Source organism: Campylobacter concisus (assembly GCF_003049705.1).
Classification (GTDB): domain Bacteria; phylum Campylobacterota; class Campylobacteria; order Campylobacterales; family Campylobacteraceae; genus Campylobacter_A; species Campylobacter_A concisus_AR.
This window is the reverse complement of the sequence record NZ_PIRF01000007.1, coordinates 57667-73852: the sequence shown is the minus strand read 5'-3', so window position 1 is coordinate 73852 and position 16186 is coordinate 57667. Positions and strand designations below refer to the sequence as shown.

The window sequence follows — 16186 nt, the reverse complement described above, 5'->3', positions numbered from 1 at the left end:
ACTATTCCATTCTACGAGGCTTGCCCAGTAAGAAACCTTGTGCGTAAGGTATTCCAAAATTTTTGATTTGGTTTAAAATTTCTTCTGAGCTTGCGAACTCGGCTACTATTTTGTAGCCTTGTTTTTTTGCAAAGCTTACGATGGTTTCTACTAGAACTCTAGCATTTTCGTCAAATGGAAGCTTTTTGATTATTGAGCCATCTATCTTTATGGTATCTATATCAAGCTCCAAAATTCGGTAATAGTTTGAGTATCCTGAGCCAAAGTCATCAATCGAAATTTTACATCCATAGCCTTTGACGCGTTTTATGAAAGAATTTACCGCAACATAGTCGCTAAGCTCTTCACTCTCTAGCATTTCAAAGCAAATTTTATTAGGATCTTTGCACTCTATTAGTTTATTTTCTATAAGCTCTCTCATACTAGCGTCGGCTATGTCTGTATTAGATAAATTTATTGAGAATGTATAGTCTGGATATTTTTTGGCTAAATCAAATGCAAGGGCTATAACTTTTTTGGTTATTTGCGGATATAACTGAGTTTTCATGGCAATATCTAAAAATTCGCCCGGATAGTGTATCTTGCCATTTTGATCGATTATACGAACCAAAACTTCATAATATTTTGCTTCGGTTTCATTTTCTTCTAAGTTAAAGATGCCTTGTGCTTCTACTATGACTCTATCGTTTTCTAACGCATCTTCGATTAGTTGAACTGCCAGCTGGTTTTTGTGATATTTCATCTCAATGGCGTCATTTTCTAGATAGTAGTAAATATTGCTACCATTTTCTATTGCGAGTTGATTTGCAAGGACTGATTGCATTAGGCGGTTAGTTTGTGGGGTATCGTTTGGCAATGAAACACCAAATACCATCTTTATGCCTGGTAAATTTTCAAATTTTTCATCAATAGCGACATTTATTCTATTTGAGCCAAAATATTCTCTTATATATTCAATATCTCTTACTATATTATCGCCTTCATACCATATATAAAATGCGTCATCTTGAAATCTAAATAGCTTTGCTTTTATCTCAGAAGTATCTATACAAAGCTTTAGTGTATCAGCTACTGCTTTTAGCATTGCATCGATAATCTTAGTTTGATAAAAGAATCTTAAAATTTTAAAATTCTTAATGCTTAAGCAAATGAGCACCCCATCTTTTTGCGCATCTAAAATTTCAGTTAAAGCAAAGTAGTTACCAAAGCCTGTTAGCTTATCGATTGAAGATTGTATTTTTATTTGTTCATTTTTTTGAGTTAGCTCGTTTAGTATCAGCGTCTCTTTAGTCCTATCAAGCTTTACAGCTATGTAGCCCTCAAATTTATTTTTAAAGAAAAATGGCGAAAATTTTACCTTTTCATATAAAAAATCACCGCTTTTTGTTCTGCTTATAAGCTCATCGCTCTCCCAAGGCAGAGATTTTTGCAGAGCATCTTTTATGGACTCATAAAAGCTTTGTGGATGCATATATGATTTTAGCATTCTAGGGTTTTTGCCTATTACTTCTTTTAGCTTGTAGCCAGTTTTTTCTTCAAAGGTTTTATTTACGTATGAAATTCTATTGTATTTATCGCAATAGACAACAGAGCTATGATCGTTTTCAACCGTGGATCTTAAGAGTTTTATCTGTCTTAAACGCTCTGAGGCTATTTTAATTTGATAGAGACCAAATGAACAAAATACTATAAATGTAAGTAAGCAGATTGTCTGAGCTATTTTTGCGTTATTCACCTCATCAGAGTGAAATTCTAGGATTTTGTTTCTAAAATTTTCTATCAGATTATCAAGATGTAGCTCTTTTGCACTATTTGAGATTGTATGTAAAGTTTTTGTAGCTTGAGCTGCATAAAGTATCTTGTCTAATACGCTTTGAACTTTTTGGTTATCTTTATACTCGTTTTTATACATTTTTATTTGCTTTGAAATTTCATCTATTGCTTCAGGACTAAGCATCAAAGCACCTTTTATCGCATAAAATATAGGCTCAAGCTTATTTGGAAGTGCGAGATTTTGTATTTCATATTGACTTATTTGGATATAAGAATCTATAGATGAGTTTACATAAGCTGATCTTTGTAAAAAAAATACTTTTTTACTAAATACATCTCTTATGTTTTGTAGGTCTTTTTTTATTTCATTTTGATGAAATAACAACATCTCATCACTAATCATTGAAAGGTTGCTCAAATTTGTATCAAAAGAATTTATGTCAGCATTAAGTTTGTCGTAGTTTGAGACATCATAAATATTATTTAAAGAAAAAGTTATTTCATTGTCTATAAATTTTAGATTTAAAATTCCATCGTCAAATTTATGAGCCGTATCAATGGCTATATTTGCTTTATATATAAAAAATGCACTAATGAAAAATATAGCTACTAAGACGCTAAGTATGGTTTTTATTCGTTTAGTACTCATTTAGTATCCTAGGCTTTTTACCATTTAATGTCAGAAAAAATGAGTATAAAGCATCAATTTCATCTTTGCTAAGAACGTATCCTAGCTGGTAGTTACCAATAAAGCTTATAGCCTCTTTTAGATCATTTATCTCTCCATGGGATAAATATGGAGCAGTCTTTGTAATATTTCTTAGTGATGGCACTCTTCTTAATCTTTTGCTTGTATCTAAGGCAGAAATTTTTTCTCGGCCAATATCTTGTGTCAAATTTCCTCCTAAATTTCTACCATTATGACAAGCGGCACAGCCTATATTATTAAATATCTCAAATCCTTTCTTTGCACTATCATCTATGGCATTGTTATCACCTGATATAAAACGATCAAATGGCGAATCAATACTTAAGACAGCCTTCTCAAACTCAGCTATTGCATCTGCAATATTATCAAAATTAATACCGTCATTATAAATTTTTTTAAATAAAATTTTGTACTCAGAGATATTATTTACAGAATCCACTATCTTGTCGTTATCCGAGTTTAGTTCTATTCTAGAAGTTATGGACTCTTTTACTTGATCTTTTAAATTGCTAATCTTTGCATCGCTATAAAATAGATAGTTTGCTGCAGCATTTAATATGGTTGGAGGATTTAAAGTGCCTTTTTCCATGCTATCTTGGTTGCTTCCGCTTAAATTCCAATACAAGTTGTGACAAGTTTGACAAGAGTAGTTTTCGTTTGGGCTTAGTCTTTTATCAAAAAAGAGTTTTTTACCGAGCAAAGCCTTTTCTTCATTATATTTTACTACTGTGAGAGGTTTGTAGGATTCATATTTGCAAAATGAAATCGTGATGATAAATAGACAAAGTATAACGCCCTTCATAACGCCCCTAATTTTTAATTTTCTTTTTTATATCGGCAAATTTTTGATTTTTTATATAGTACATTATTTTATTGTTTTTTTGAAATTTATGATACAATTCGCTCGATTTAGAAAATATTTATATTTCAGGGAGGAGAAGTCATGAAAAAAGGCTTTACGATGATTGAGTTGATCTTCGTGATCGTTATATTGGGTATATTAGCTGCGGTTGCTATACCAAAACTAGCTGCAACAAGGGATGATGCAGAGATATCAAAAACTGCTTCAAATATACAAACGCTTATTTCGGACTTGGGTTCTTACTATACTTCACAAGGCGAATTTGCTTCTGGTACAGATGCTGTTAAGAAGATGTCGAATGTAAAAACACCAGTAAAAGCAAAAAATGATGAGTGTTTAGAAGTAGGTACTGGAAATAATACTAATGGAGAGATAGGCATCACCATAAAAACAGGTGGTCTTTGTGGGCAAGTTTGGGGATTGCCAGGACTAGTAGATGTTAAAGCTCTAATCGAAAGTAGCGACAATAAGACAGCTAATACGCTTAAATTTGGCGGCATGGGCATAAAATATAAATAAAATTTTTAGCAAGGTATTTTCCTTGCTTTTTATGATTTTTGGCTTACTAAATTTTTAATATAATAAAGTCTGATAGAAATACGAATTTTTACACAAATAATTTATATACATAAAAATAAGCTTTCTAAGTTTTAATGCGTTGCCAAAAGATATCAAATCTTAACTATGCTAATGAGTAATGGCTTTTTATTAAATTTAGTTGATTTTCTTCTTTGCAAATTTTAAAGATAAAAAACGTAAAATCAAAGCATGGATTTACTAAAAGACCCGTTAAATAAGCTCATCATCTCGCTTTCGCTTCCGGCTGGCACCGCAATGATGTTTAATACTCTTTATAACGTTACTGGTACATTTTTTGCAGCAAAAATTTCTACCCTTGCCGTAGCTGGCATGGCTATGAGCTTTTTGCTTTATCTAAGTATCGTAGGCATTGGGCTTGGTTTTGGCTCAGCACTAACTGCGCTAATAGGCAATAGCCTTGGAGCAGGAAAGATAAAAATGGCTAAATTTTATGCAGCAAATGGAATTATCTTTGTGCTGGTATTTGCTATTTTTATGGGGTTTTGTGGCTATTTTTTAGCACCAAATTTACTCACTTTTTTAGGAGCCGATCATCACTATTTAAAAGAGGCGCTTGATTACGCGGGTGTTATCTTTCTTGCTGCACCATTTTTCTTGATTATCAAATCTCTAAACGGCGTACTCGTGGCACTTGGAGATACAAAAAGTTACCGAGATTGGCTATTTTATGGCCTTTTCATTAACGCATTTTTTTGCTACTTTTTTGTATTCATTTTGGATCTTGGTGTAAAAGGACTTGCTCTAGCAACAGCTATTGTTCAGCTTTTGGGCATGATCTACCTTTTTGCAAAAGTTAAAAAAGCTAAGATGATCGAGCCAAGAAATTTAAGCTATTTTGTGCCAAATTTTAGCATTTGGACAAAGATTACAAAGCAAGCTCTACCAGCTTGTTTAAACTATCTATCGATGTCGCTTGGCTCACTTGTACTTTTAAAATTTATAAGCTACTATGGTGTAAATGCCGTAGCAGGATATGGTATAGCTTTAAGGATAGAGCAAATTTTGGTATTGCCGACCATTGGTATGGCCGCAGCAGTTTTAAGTATCGTTTCAAGAAACTATGGTGCTAAAAATTTTAAAAGAGCTAAGCAATGTTATAAAATTTCGCTTCTTTTTTTGCTTGTTTATTGTGCATTTGCCTGTATTTTTATTAAATTTTTTGGTGAAGATATGATAAGAATCTTTGATGATACACCGGCAGTTTTAGAGATAGCAGGGCTTTATCTTGGTATAAATTCTCTTGCTTACGTAGCTTATGGCACGATAAACGTCTCAGGCAGTACTCTTCAGGCTATAAAACGTCCAGCAGCTATCTTTTTGCTAAATGGATTTAGGCAATTTGTGCTTCAAGGATCACTTTTTTACGCGGTAGTTTTTTATTTTGGTCTTGAGATAAAATTTATATGGCTGGCCCTATTTTTTAGTGTTTATCTCACAGCCATTTGTTTTGTCTTTTGGACGCTTTATCAGCTAAGAAGGGCTACTGGCGTAAGCTTTTAAATTTAAAACAAAATGCAAAAAAGCAAAGTGAAGCAACTAAGATTATGCTAGCTCCGCCTGTTAGGTTAAAATAAAAGCTAATGAATAGACCGCTAAAACAAAAAATGATTGAAAAGATAGTGGAGATTAGCATCATCAGTCCAAGTCTTTTGGCAAAAATTTGTGCTAAATATGGTGGTATAGTAAGAAGAGCGATGACTAAAATAAGCCCAACAACACGAATCGTAGCCACCACACAAAGTGCCATCATGCACACTAATAAATAGTGAAAAAATGTTGTATTTACACCGCGCAACTTTGCAAACTCTGCATCAAAGCTAATAGCTACAAATTGACGATAAAAAAGGGCAATGAGCGCCAAAAATAAGATATCTAAAATACTCATAAATGTTATATCTTGCCCACTCACTGCTAAGATAGAGCCAAAGAGATAACTCATAAGATCGGCATTGTATCCTGGAGTTAAATCGATAAAAATGATACCAATAGCCATACCAAATGCCCAAATAGCACCGATAACTGAGTCGATGTTGTTTTTATCTTTTAACGTGATAGTGGCGATTACGAGAGCTAAAAAGAGTGAGAATATGCTAGCTCCAAGAAGTGGTTCGAGCGAGAAGAAAAAGGCAAGTCCGATGCCGCCATACGCTCCGTGTGCGATACCGCCAGCAATAAAAGTCATTTTATTTATAACAACGAGTGAGCCTATGAGCCCACAAATTATACTAACTAAAATGCCAGCAATAAAGGCATTTTGCATAAAATTTAACTCTAAAATTTCACTCATTTTATCTCTTTATCTTAAAAACATTACTTTTGATTTTGCACTCACATTCGCCAAGTGCGATCTCGACATCGCAAAAATGGCTATGAGATTTTGCTAAATGCTCTATAAATTCTCTTTTTGCAGTATCTTCATGAGTTTTATGGATATGTAAATTTTTACTCACATAGGCGATTTTTGTAGCATAATTTAGCACGATATTTAAATCGTGACTTACCAAAACTACACCAACACCACTTGCATTTATATTTTTTAAAATTTCATAAATTTCAGCCTGACCCTTTGTATCGATACTGGCTGTTGGCTCGTCTAAAACGAGGACCTTTGCATTTGCACAAAGTGCTCTTGCGATATATACACGCTGTCTTTGACCGCCACTTAGCTCGCCGATCCTAGCGCTTGCAAATTCTTTCATACCAACCTTCTCAAGGGCAGCAAGAGCCATTTGTTTCTCATCTCGCGAGTAAAAACCAAAAATTTTTTTATCGATTAGCCCCATTAAAACTACTTCTAAAACCATCATCGGAAAGCTTTGATTTGAGAGAAAATTTTGAGGCACATAACCTATAAATTTACTGACTTCGCTTGGCTCTTTTCCAAAGAGCTTTATCTCGCCACTTTGAGGTTTAAGTAACCCTAAGATAAGCTTTAAAAGTGTGCTTTTGCCACCACCATTTGGACCGATGATAGCTAAAAACTCATCGCTACTATAATCTAAATTGATACCTTCTAAAACCACTTGCTTATCGTAGCTAAAGTTTAAATTTCTAATTTTTATAATTTCTTTCAAAACAGACTCTTTTGCGTAAATGTAGTAGTAAAAATAAAAAGTCCAAGCCAAAGCATAACGCTAAGAGCCATAAATTCGGCATAGAGTTTAAACTTTTTTAGCTTAATGTTTGTGCTCTCATTTATCTTGGCTCCAAAAACAGCCGCTAAAAATATCACTGCACTCATGCCAAGTGCCATAAATACGCCGCTTATAACGCCTGCAAAGTAGCTACCTAGCTCATTTGCTAGCACAAAGACAAGTATCGTGCCAGGACAAGGAATAAGTGCTGCAGCGGCTGCAATCAGCCATTCTTCTTTGCTTTTTGGTTTTTTTGTAGTACAGATATTACAGCCACAGTCGCTAGTAAATTTTGTATTTTTACTCAAATTTTGGCTTAAACTTGAGCTAAAAATATAAAATTTACTTAACTCTTTTTTGCTTGAAAGATAAATTTTGACCTTTTTATAAAGCATAAAAATCGCTACAAAAAAGATAATAACGCCAGAAAATGCTGTCGTAACGCTTGCTGTATCTTTTGTCAGATCGCTACTGATCTCACGTAGTATCATAAAACTAGCAAGCACAAAAATAAACGCACCCACAACATGTAAAAATCCGATCTTTAAAGAGAAGAAAAAGGCTTTGGCGTAGCTTCCACCAGTTGCAGCAAAATAAGAGCTTGTAAGCACCTTGCCATGTCCCGCAGATGCAGCATGCAAAAAGCCATAACCAAATGATATGAGCGCTAAAAATAGCAGAGTTAGCGGACTTTTTTGATCAAAATTTCTTAGAATTTGCTTTAATCTATCAAGCATGCTTAGACTTGTTTTTGAAATAAGATCAAACTTAGCTTCATCGATTCTATCGATCTGGCTTAAATTTTCATCTTCAAAATTTACTGAGTTTGGCTCTTTTAGAAGCTCTTTTAATGCAGGTTTTTCGTTATGAGCTTTGGCTGCAGCTTTACTTGAAAATGTAAAAAATATTAAATTTGCATTTGGATTTGGTATCGTCCAAAACTGATCTGATACCAAAAATGAGTTATTTTGTGTAAATTTAAAATTAAAATATCCCTCTTTATCGTCCATTTCGACAGACACCACAAAGCCATCTTTGATAAGCAAATTTGTCTTAAAACTAACATCAAATTTTAATCTACCCTCATCAAAATAGAGTTTATACTTTTTTAAATTTAACTCAAGTTTTGTAGCATTTTCATCTTTGTAAAAGTACTCAATATTCGTTAAATAGTGCCTTGGCACAAGATAATCAAGTAAATTTAAGCGGATCTTTTTGATCTCGCTTTCATCTATCTTTTCATCCTGATTTAGGTCAAAATTTTGCCTCATAAGTTCTGAGAAATTTTGTGAAAATGTCCATGAAAAAGCAATTGTAGTGATATTGTTTTCGTTTGAGTCAAATTTTACGCTCACGTGAGCGGTTGGACTATAAAGCGAGCAAAGAGCACACCCGAAGGCATTTATAGCGAAGAAGCAAATGACAATCAGGCGTGCTAACATTTTTTATAGACTCTTAGCAAAAATTTCTGCTGTTTTTTTCATCTCATCTAGCCAATTTTCTGGGAGCTGATCAATACTTATGACCTTTGAGCCGGTCTCTTTTGCTACTAAATTCGCAGCCTTTGTTGGAAACTGCGGAGCCACGAAAATGACCTTTACGCCGTGCTCTTTAGCCTCTTCGATGAGCTCTTTTAGCTCAGCTGGTTTTGGCTCTTTGCCCTCTATCTCGATAGCGATTTGCTCTAAGTTATAGCGTTTTGCAAAATATCCCCAAGATGGGTGATATACGATAAATTCGCGAGTTTTAACATCTTTTAGAGTATTTTTGATAAAGCTATCAAGCTCGTCAAGATTAGCTTTAAATTTAGCTAAATTTTCCTCATAGAGCTTTGCATTTTGCGGGAATTTCTCTATTAATGCCTTAGCTATATTATCAGCTTGAGTTTTTACTAAAACCGGATCAAGCCAAATGTGCGGATCAAGGCCATCATGATGATGGTGATGATGTTCGCCAGCTTCGTGGTCATGGTCATGATGCTCGTGATGCTCGTGTTTATGTTCGCCCTCGTGCTTGTGTTCGTGATGTTCATGGTGTTCATGATGTTCGTGTTCATCGTTCATAGCTATCTTTTCGATACCTTCTTGTGTTTTTACAATGTGTAAATTTTTAAAAGATTTTGAAAAACGCTCTAGCCAAGTATCTTCAAACTCAATGCCAATAGCAAAGTAAAGCTCGCTCTTTTCAAGCTCCTTCATCTGTTTTGGCTTTGGCTCATAAGTGTGCGGATCAGCACCTTTGCCAACCATTGTATTTACGCTTAGTGTATCACCAGCGATTTGCTCAACAAAAAATTTTGTAGGCAATATACTAGTCGTAACAACTGGCTTTGCAAAAAGCGACAAAGCGCAAACTGTTAAAAAAACAAAAATCTTTCTCACCATCTCTCCTTTATTTGAAAAAATATTGCGGAAGTTTAGCAGATTGCAACTTGGTTGCAACTTAAAGAACAAAAGCCTAAATATAGTGCTTTTTAAATGAAATTTAAAACTTTTAGCGTTAATATATAAAAAATAAAAAGGGCAAGGATGAATGCAAGAAATTTCTTAGAAGAGCATAGTATCAAAGCAACTACGTTTCGCATAAAGCTCGTTGAAATTTTGCAAAATACCAAAACTCCATTAAGTTATGATGAAATTTTAGAAAGCCTTAATGCAAATAAAACTACTTTTTATAGAAGCATAGAAATTTTTGAAAAAAAGGGCCTTGTCATAAAAACTGAAAATAATCATAAAAGCTACTACGAACTAGCAAATGAGGCAAAAGCATACTTTATCTGCGATGTCTGTCATAAAGTTACAAACATCGATATGCCTCATCTAAACGTCGCTAAAAATATAAAAAGCGCCGTGATAAAAGGCGTTTGTGATGAGTGTGATCACGAGTAAAGAGCGATGATCTCAGCTGGAATGGCTTTTGGACGGTTTGTCTTTAGATCGATATAGACAAACTCCGTCTTGCCAGTTGCTATTAGCTCGCCATCTTTTTTAAACTCAAAATATCTACACGAAGTCGCCTTGCCTTCAGCTTGTGTGTAAGTGTGAATTTCTACCTCATCCATTAATTTTACGCTTTTTATATATTTGGCTTCATTTTTTCTAATGAGCCAGATCTCGCCTCTTTTATACTGCGCCTCGACCGTGTCACCAACCGCTGCAGAGTGTGCAAATGCAGCCTCTTGCATAAGAGTAAAATAATAGACATTATTCATGTGTCCATGCATATCAATGGCTTGTAGCGGGATTATTACTTTGTAGATAAAATCTTTCATTTCTGGCCTTTTTTGCTAGAATTATAACCAAAAATAAGGAGCTAAAATGCAAAATTTATGGGATAAAAAGGCGTCAAATTATCAAAGGTTTGATGGCAAAGTAAGTGCTATTCAGCAACAAATTTTTGCTAAAGCTTTGTGTTGGGGGGTTGATTTTAGCGGTAAAGAAATTCTTGATATAGGCTGTGGTACCGGTGTTTGGACGATATTTTTGTCAAAAACTGCAAAAAATATAACTGGCATTGATAGCTCAAAAAATATGATAGAAATTTTAAATGAAGATGCTAAAAGATTTGGGGTGACAAATTTAACTAGCGAGGTTTGCTCGTGGAGAGAATTTAAGCCCGCAAAGCGCTTTGATATCGCCATTTGCACGATGAGTCCAGCGATTGCTAGCGATGAAGATTTTGCTAAATTTCATAGTATCGCAAAACAAAAACTCTATCTTGGCTGGGATAAGCCTAGAAGCTCTGATCTGCTAGAGCCATTTTTTAAAAAATTTGGCCGAACGCTCTCGCAAAAAAATGTTGTAAATAGGCTTGAAGCGTGGCTAAATAAGCAAGGGATCGCTTATAAGAGTGAAATTTTAAACGAAACAAGGATCGCAAGACGAAGTGTGCAAGAAGCTGCTGAGAATATCTGCTGGCACCTTGAGATAAATGGAGCCAAAAACTACGATGAAAAGGTGGTTTTAGCGATCTTAAAAGAGAGATTTGACGGCGAGTTTATAGATGAAAAGATAGAGTCGCAGATGAAGCTTTTTGTCTTTTAAACTAGTTTTTACCTAGGGAAACATTTTTACCAAATTCGCTAAAAATAACTCCAAAGATTATTAAGATCGCGCCAAAAATTTGTATGAGAGTTAGCTTTTCACCAGCGAAAAAATAGCCGATAAAGCCAGCAGAAACTGGTTCAAGACAGAAAAATAAAGCTGCCTTGCTAGCCGTTGTATATCTTTGAGCAATGGTTTGAACAAAGTAGCAAAATATGGTGCCAATAAATGCAGTGATAAAAATTGCTATAAAAAATTCCCTATCGTAATTTGGCGCCACACTACCTTCAATAAACGCAAAGACAAATGAGAGTAAAGAGACGGTGAGAAATACCACAAATACAAGCAAATAAAGCTCGCATTTTCTTACAAAGTGGCCATTTAAGCTCGTGTAAAGTGCATAAAATATGGCACAAAGTAGGGCAAGTGCCTCGCCAGCTCCTAAGGCAAGAGTGGCTCCACTTAAAAGCCATAGTCCAAAAATGGCAATAAATGCACCAAAAATAGCAAAAATGGTTATTTTATTTTTAAAAATAAGTGCTGTCATAAAAGGCACAATCACACATTCAAGCCCAGTAATAAAGGCAACACTTGAGCTAAAAGTAAGCTTTAGAGCGTAAGTTTGAGCAACAAACGAACCAAAAAGAACTACGCCAAGGATAGTGCCATAAACTACACTTTTTTTATTAAAAATTTTAGAAAATTTAAATGCTATAAGTCCCATAAAGATAGCGGAAATAAAAAATCTACAAAAGAGCATGACAAAGACACTATTTGTCTTTAGTGCGTTTGCCATAGGTAAAAACGTAGCGCCCCAAACGATGGCAACTACGATGAGTGCGATGTCGGCTCTATTTTGCGCGCTTAAATTTTTCATTTAAAGATCGAGTCTAGCACCTTTTTGCCGCTATCTAGGCTAAAGCCGCTTCTTAGCCCTTTTTCCTTCTCGCTCATCACGTTAAATAGCCCATCTAGCGTCTTTCTTGTGATATATGCATTTAGGTCCTCGACGTCATCTGGTACATACTCGCTTGCACCTAAATTTTTAGCTAGGCTCTTTACTGATTTTATCGTTTCATTATTTTTTGCTGAGCCGACGATGAAAGAATTTAGCCCATTATAGGCAGTCGCGAAGCTATTATCACTCATCATTTTCTCAATTATCGGCGTAAATGCCGCCTTTAGCTTTTGGCTGGAGCTTTGCTGCAAATACTTCGTAACGCTGTCGCTGCCGCCATTAAAGAGCTTTTTGACATCGGCTTCGCTCATGTTTTTTATGCTCTCGCTAAAAATTTCAGCAGCCTTTGGCACAGCCGTGGTCGCAGCGTTATTTATCGACTTGCTAAGATCCTGCGCCCACTTCTCTCCGCCTACTTTTTTGGCTAAATTTGACGCCATTTCAAGGCTTTTTGGAAGTGGAATTTTAGCCGTAGCATTGTTTATAAAGCCCTCTTTTGAAAGCTCGCTAACAGCGGCATTTAGCGCTTCACTAACTAAGCTTTTATAGTCGCCGCTTGATGCGTGAGTGGCGATTTTGACGCCTTTGTTTATCATATCGTCCATATTTGTGGCTTGTAAATTTAAAGCAAGCGCGCCACAAAGAATAACAAGAGATCTTTTCATCTTCTTTCCTTTTTTAAATTTAAAGCAAAATCATACAAAAAATATCTAAACACTTAAAATAAATTTAATCTTTTTGCACTAGAATTTAACCTTTTTTTAAAGGAAGACTATGCAACTTTTACTTCTTAGCTTCGCTCTTAGTATGGATAGCGCGGCACTAAATATGGCAAATGGCGCAAGGTATAAAAATTTAGCTCTTAATAAAATTTTATTTATTGCTTTTACGCTTGGCTTTTTTCAGTTTCTTATGCCACTTCTTGGCTATCTTTTAGGTGTTAGTTTTGCAAAATTTATAAGCTCTATCGATCACTTCATCGCATTTTTTATACTTTGCTTTCTTGGTTTTAGAATGTTTAAAGAGGCCTGTAGCAAAGAGGAGTGCGAGTATCTTAAGATAGGATTTAAGACCATTTTGTATGGGGCATTTGCTACTAGTGTGGATGCTCTTGCCGTTGGTGTCACACTTAGCTTTGAAGAGATAAACATCTTTCAAAGCTCACTTATCATCGGTGTAGTCTGCTTTGCATTAAGTCTGGTTGCTTTTTATATAGGTAAATTTATGGGTGAAATTTTAGAGAAAAAGGCGCTCTTTCTGGGAGGAGCGATATTAATTTTTCTAGGTTTTAAAATTTTAATAACGCATTTAATTGAAAGCGGCACAGTTCAATAAAAATTTAAAATAACAATTAAAAATAATATTTAAGATTAACTATATTTTAAAGCTTATATGGATAAGATTTTGATTTTTAGAAGTGGTGACCCATACGAGACTCGAACTCGTGTTACCGCCGTGAAAGGGCGATGTCCTAACCGCTAGACGAATGGGCCACATGTCGGTTATGAAGTTGGGATTATATTTCTTTTATACTTAATTTTAGATTAATAAGGAAAAATTTTTGAAAAATTTTTTATTTACTTTGTTATCTGTTTTTATTTTTACAGGTTGCGTGGCTACCAAAACGCCGCAAAATTCACAAGCTTTTCAAGTTACTTTATTTTCTCCGATGATCAAGATAAATGACGTTGGATTTTTCCATAAATATAAAAATGAGCTAAATTTGCAAATTTATAGCTCTGGCGTAAACACCGCAAACATAAACATAAGAGATAAAATTTGCATAAATAATGCTTGTTTTAACAAGACTGAGTTTAATGAGAAATTTTTTCTAGCTTCGCACTATGAGAGCCTTTTTGAAGAAATTTTGCAAAGAGAAAAGATTTATGATGGCAAAGGCTTGATAAATACGGAGTGTGGTTTTAGCCAAGATCTAAGTTCATATTTTATAAAATACGAGGTTTGCGACAACTACGTCAAATTTATAGATAGCAAAAATAAAATAAGAGTGATAATAAAAGAGTTAAAATGAGATACATCGGAGCTCACGTAAGTGCGGCTGGAGGCGTGTTTAACGCTCCGTTAAATGCTGCAAAAATAGGAGCAAATGCCTTTGCTCTTTTTACAAAAAATCAACGCCAGTGGAATGCAAAAGAGCTAAGTGCTAGTGAAATAGAGCAGTTTAAAGAAAATCTAAAAATTTCTGGCATAAGCACAAAGCATGTTTTGCCACACAGTAGTTACTTGATAAATTTAGGCCATCCAGATGAGGAGGCAAGAGCAAAGTCGCTTGAAGCCTTTGTGGATGAGATAGATCGCGCCAGTAAGCTTGGGCTAGAGCTTTTAAATTTTCATCCAGGCTCACATCTAAAACAAATAAGTGAAAAAGAGTGCTTAGATAATATCGCAAACTGCATGAATGTGGCACTTAAACGCACAAGCGGTGTAAAGCTAGTCATCGAAAATACAGCTGCACAAGGCTCAAATTTAGGCTTTAGTTTTAAGCAGATTGCTTATTTGATAGAGCGAGTAGACGATGAGAGTAGGGTTGGTGTTTGCTTTGATACCTGTCACGCATTTGCTGCTGGATATGATCTAAGAAGTAAAGAGGCCTACGCCAAAACTATGGGGGAATTTGATGCGATCATTGGCTATAAATTTTTATCTGGCATGCATTTAAATGATGCAAAATTTGGACTTGGCTCGAAAAAAGATAGGCACGAGAGCCTTGGCAAGGGTGAGCTTGGATTTAGTGCTTTTAAAAATATAATAAATGATGATAAAATAGGCGAAATTCCTTTAATATTAGAGACGATTGACGAGAGTATTTGGGAAGACGAGATAAAAATTTTAAGAAATTTCGAAAAGGAAAAACTATGAAAAAAGTGCTATTAAGCATTATTGCAATATCTACTTTGCTAAATGCTGGAGGTTATAAAGTTCCTGAGCAAAGTGCTGATTCTTTAGGTCTTGCTGCTAGTAACATAGCCTTTAGTTTTGGGGCTGATGCGGCGTATTTTAACCCAGCAAATATGATGTTTTTAGACGGGCTTCACCATTTTGAAAGCACGCTTGGCTGGTTTCATATAAATAAGCTCGAGTTTAAAAGTGATAGTGGCAAAAGCTATAGGTCAGAAAAATTTGACTCGCTAGCTGGTACATTTAGTTTTGTAACGCCAGAAATTTATGAAAACTGGAAATTTGGTTTAGCTCTTGCCGTTCCTGCTGCTGTTGGTGTATCATGGGAAGATCCAGCTACTGCATTTACCGCTAAAAGGTTTAAGCTGCAAGTTGTTGAGTTAAATCCAACCGTAGCTTACCGCATAAACGATAAGCTTGCTATTGCTCTTGGTGCTAGAGGTGTTTATAGTAAAGGTAAGATAGCAAGTGATTTTGGACAGATAGGCTACAGAGAGATAAAAGGTGATGGCATGGACTACGGTTACAATGTCGCACTTACTTATAGACCTATTGAAGATTTAAGCCTTGCCGTTACTTACCGCTCAAAGGTAAATTTAGAACTTAAAGGCCATACAGATGCTGATTTTAAAGGGCTATTCGCACCTATAAGCTATCATGGAAAGACTAGAGTTGAGATCCCACTTCCTGCACAGCTTGTACTTGCAACTGGATATAAATTTAGCGATTTTACTCTTTTGCTAGCTTTTGAGAGGACGTATTGGTCTAAATTTAAAGGCTATGACTTTGAATACATGGATAAAGACACAGCCCACTCACGTCCAGCTTTTGCAAGGCTAATGGATGATCCAGTCATAAAAAATGCAAAAGATACAAATACATATAGACTAGGTCTTGCCTATGATGTAAATGAAAAATTTAGACTAATGGCTGGCTTTGCCTATGATGAAGATATTACAAGCAGCAAGCATACTGGATTAGAGCTTCCAAATACTACATCTAAGGTATATTCTTTTGGAGTAAATTATAAATTTACGCCAAATCTTGAAATGGCACTTGGATATGTTTATCAACACCGTGATAAGAAGCGTGCGACAGGTATTTCATCAGATACTGGAAAAATGTCAGGGGAATTTGATACTGGTACGATCCAAATCCTTGGTACGACTTTTAAATATACATTTTAGT

Annotated in this window: 17 protein-coding genes and 1 tRNA gene; 8 read left to right on the top strand and 10 right to left on the bottom strand. The window is 35.1% G+C overall.

Going from position 1 to position 16186, the window contains the following annotated elements:
- Position 1: 1 nt before the first annotated feature.
- On the bottom strand, positions 2-2422 hold the full coding sequence (locus CVT05_RS08035; protein WP_107698421.1) for a GGDEF domain-containing phosphodiesterase: 2421 nt from the start codon (positions 2420-2422) through the stop codon (positions 2-4).
- A complete protein-coding gene (locus CVT05_RS08030) occupies positions 2412-3284 on the bottom strand; it encodes a cytochrome-c peroxidase (protein ID WP_107698420.1) in 873 nt (290 codons plus the stop codon). Before CVT05_RS08030 ends, CVT05_RS08035 begins: the two co-directional genes overlap by 11 nt.
- A 141-nt stretch (positions 3285-3425) precedes the next feature.
- Between CVT05_RS08030 and CVT05_RS08025 the strand changes: the two genes are divergently transcribed.
- Both CVT05_RS08025 and CVT05_RS08020 read left to right on the top strand, forming a co-directional pair.
- Entirely contained in the window at positions 3426-3863 is a 438-nt protein-coding gene (locus CVT05_RS08025; protein WP_107698419.1) for a type II secretion system protein, read from the top strand.
- Positions 3864-4112: 249 nt separating this feature from the next.
- The gene (locus CVT05_RS08020; protein WP_107698418.1) at positions 4113-5444 is read left to right on the top strand and encodes an MATE family efflux transporter; all 1332 of its coding nucleotides are present in this window, start codon (positions 4113-4115) and stop codon (positions 5442-5444) included.
- On the opposite strand, the gene CVT05_RS08015 is transcribed toward CVT05_RS08020, so the two are convergent.
- The 4 genes from CVT05_RS08015 to CVT05_RS08000 are packed head-to-tail and all read right to left on the bottom strand — an operon-like array spanning position 5425 to position 9459.
- A complete protein-coding gene (locus CVT05_RS08015; RefSeq protein ID WP_107698417.1) occupies positions 5425-6231 on the bottom strand; it encodes a metal ABC transporter permease in 807 nt (268 codons plus the stop codon). The two genes, CVT05_RS08020 and CVT05_RS08015, sit on opposite strands and share 20 nt — an antisense overlap.
- Before the next feature lies 1 nt (position 6232).
- Positions 6233-7018, bottom strand: a complete 786-nt coding sequence (locus tag CVT05_RS08010) for a metal ABC transporter ATP-binding protein (protein ID WP_107698416.1) — start codon at positions 7016-7018, stop codon at positions 6233-6235.
- The gene (locus tag CVT05_RS08005) at positions 7015-8520 is read right to left on the bottom strand and encodes a nickel/cobalt transporter (protein ID WP_107698415.1); all 1506 of its coding nucleotides are present in this window, start codon (positions 8518-8520) and stop codon (positions 7015-7017) included. Before CVT05_RS08005 ends, CVT05_RS08010 begins: the two co-directional genes overlap by 4 nt.
- A 3-nt stretch (positions 8521-8523) precedes the next feature.
- On the bottom strand, positions 8524-9459 hold the full coding sequence (locus CVT05_RS08000; protein WP_107698414.1) for a metal ABC transporter solute-binding protein, Zn/Mn family: 936 nt from the start codon (positions 9457-9459) through the stop codon (positions 8524-8526).
- Between the two features lie 147 nt (positions 9460-9606).
- Here CVT05_RS08000 and CVT05_RS07995 point away from each other — a divergent pair, with 147 nt between their 5' ends.
- On the top strand, positions 9607-9966 hold the full coding sequence (locus CVT05_RS07995; RefSeq protein ID WP_087585142.1) for a Fur family transcriptional regulator: 360 nt from the start codon (positions 9607-9609) through the stop codon (positions 9964-9966).
- Here the strand turns inward: CVT05_RS07995 and CVT05_RS07990 are convergent.
- Positions 9957-10349, bottom strand: a complete 393-nt coding sequence (locus tag CVT05_RS07990; RefSeq protein ID WP_107698413.1) for an acyl-CoA thioesterase — start codon at positions 10347-10349, stop codon at positions 9957-9959. The genes CVT05_RS07995 and CVT05_RS07990 overlap by 10 nt on opposite strands.
- A gap of 46 nt (positions 10350-10395) precedes the next feature.
- Here CVT05_RS07990 and CVT05_RS07985 point away from each other — a divergent pair, with 46 nt between their 5' ends.
- The gene (locus CVT05_RS07985; RefSeq protein WP_107698412.1) at positions 10396-11121 is read left to right on the top strand and encodes a class I SAM-dependent methyltransferase; all 726 of its coding nucleotides are present in this window, start codon (positions 10396-10398) and stop codon (positions 11119-11121) included.
- Position 11122: 1 nt separating this feature from the next.
- Here CVT05_RS07985 and CVT05_RS07980 read toward each other — a convergent pair whose 3' ends face one another.
- The gene (locus CVT05_RS07980) at positions 11123-11998 is read right to left on the bottom strand and encodes a DMT family transporter (protein WP_107698411.1); all 876 of its coding nucleotides are present in this window, start codon (positions 11996-11998) and stop codon (positions 11123-11125) included.
- Positions 11995-12744 carry a DUF4197 domain-containing protein gene (locus tag CVT05_RS07975; RefSeq protein WP_107698410.1) on the bottom strand — a complete coding sequence of 250 codons (750 nt, stop codon included), beginning with the start codon at positions 12742-12744 and terminating at the stop codon, positions 11995-11997. The genes CVT05_RS07980 and CVT05_RS07975 overlap by 4 nt, the downstream gene beginning before the upstream one ends.
- A 109-nt stretch (positions 12745-12853) precedes the next feature.
- On the opposite strand from CVT05_RS07975, the gene CVT05_RS07970 reads away from it, so the two are divergent.
- Positions 12854-13414, top strand: a complete 561-nt coding sequence (locus CVT05_RS07970; protein ID WP_103592674.1) for a manganese efflux pump MntP family protein — start codon at positions 12854-12856, stop codon at positions 13412-13414.
- An 83-nt stretch (positions 13415-13497) separates the two neighbouring features.
- On the opposite strand, the gene CVT05_RS07965 is transcribed toward CVT05_RS07970, so the two are convergent.
- Positions 13498-13572 (bottom strand) — tRNA-Glu (locus CVT05_RS07965).
- A 68-nt stretch (positions 13573-13640) separates the two neighbouring features.
- Here CVT05_RS07965 and CVT05_RS07960 point away from each other — a divergent pair.
- The 3 genes from CVT05_RS07960 to CVT05_RS07950 are packed head-to-tail and all read left to right on the top strand — an operon-like array spanning position 13641 to position 16185.
- Complete coding sequence (locus CVT05_RS07960; protein WP_107698409.1) at positions 13641-14111, top strand: hypothetical protein; 471 nt, start codon at positions 13641-13643, stop codon at positions 14109-14111.
- Positions 14108-14959, top strand: coding sequence for a deoxyribonuclease IV (gene nfo / locus CVT05_RS07955; RefSeq protein ID WP_103640405.1), 852 nt, complete (start codon positions 14108-14110; stop codon positions 14957-14959). Before CVT05_RS07960 ends, nfo begins: the two co-directional genes overlap by 4 nt.
- A complete protein-coding gene (locus CVT05_RS07950; RefSeq protein ID WP_107698408.1) occupies positions 14956-16185 on the top strand; it encodes an OmpP1/FadL family transporter in 1230 nt (409 codons plus the stop codon). Before nfo ends, CVT05_RS07950 begins: the two co-directional genes overlap by 4 nt.
- Position 16186: the final 1 nt, after the last annotated feature.

Excerpts from the sequence above, each read along its gene's own strand:
- CVT05_RS07990 (WP_107698413.1), bottom strand. The coding sequence starts at position 10,349 with ATGAAAGATTTTATCTACAAAGTAATAATCCCGCTACAAGCCATTGAT.
- CVT05_RS07985 (WP_107698412.1), top strand. The coding sequence starts at position 10,396 with ATGCAAAATTTATGGGATAAAAAGGCGTCAAATTATCAAAGGTTTGAT.
- nfo (WP_103640405.1), top strand. The coding sequence starts at position 14,108 with ATGAGATACATCGGAGCTCACGTAAGTGCGGCTGGAGGCGTGTTTAAC.
- CVT05_RS08030 (WP_107698420.1), bottom strand. The coding sequence starts at position 3,284 with ATGAAGGGCGTTATACTTTGTCTATTTATCATCACGATTTCATTTTGC.
- CVT05_RS07995 (WP_087585142.1), top strand. The coding sequence starts at position 9,607 with ATGAATGCAAGAAATTTCTTAGAAGAGCATAGTATCAAAGCAACTACG.
- CVT05_RS08035 (WP_107698421.1), bottom strand. The coding sequence starts at position 2,422 with ATGAGTACTAAACGAATAAAAACCATACTTAGCGTCTTAGTAGCTATA.
- CVT05_RS07975 (WP_107698410.1), bottom strand. The coding sequence starts at position 12,744 with ATGAAAAGATCTCTTGTTATTCTTTGTGGCGCGCTTGCTTTAAATTTA.
- CVT05_RS08025 (WP_107698419.1), top strand. The coding sequence starts at position 3,426 with ATGAAAAAAGGCTTTACGATGATTGAGTTGATCTTCGTGATCGTTATA.
- CVT05_RS08015 (WP_107698417.1), bottom strand. The coding sequence starts at position 6,231 with ATGAGTGAAATTTTAGAGTTAAATTTTATGCAAAATGCCTTTATTGCT.
- CVT05_RS08005 (WP_107698415.1), bottom strand. The coding sequence starts at position 8,520 with ATGTTAGCACGCCTGATTGTCATTTGCTTCTTCGCTATAAATGCCTTC.
- CVT05_RS07980 (WP_107698411.1), bottom strand. The coding sequence starts at position 11,998 with ATGAAAAATTTAAGCGCGCAAAATAGAGCCGACATCGCACTCATCGTA.
- CVT05_RS08020 (WP_107698418.1), top strand. The coding sequence starts at position 4,113 with ATGGATTTACTAAAAGACCCGTTAAATAAGCTCATCATCTCGCTTTCG.
- CVT05_RS07950 (WP_107698408.1), top strand. The coding sequence starts at position 14,956 with ATGAAAAAAGTGCTATTAAGCATTATTGCAATATCTACTTTGCTAAAT.
- CVT05_RS07970 (WP_103592674.1), top strand. The coding sequence starts at position 12,854 with ATGCAACTTTTACTTCTTAGCTTCGCTCTTAGTATGGATAGCGCGGCA.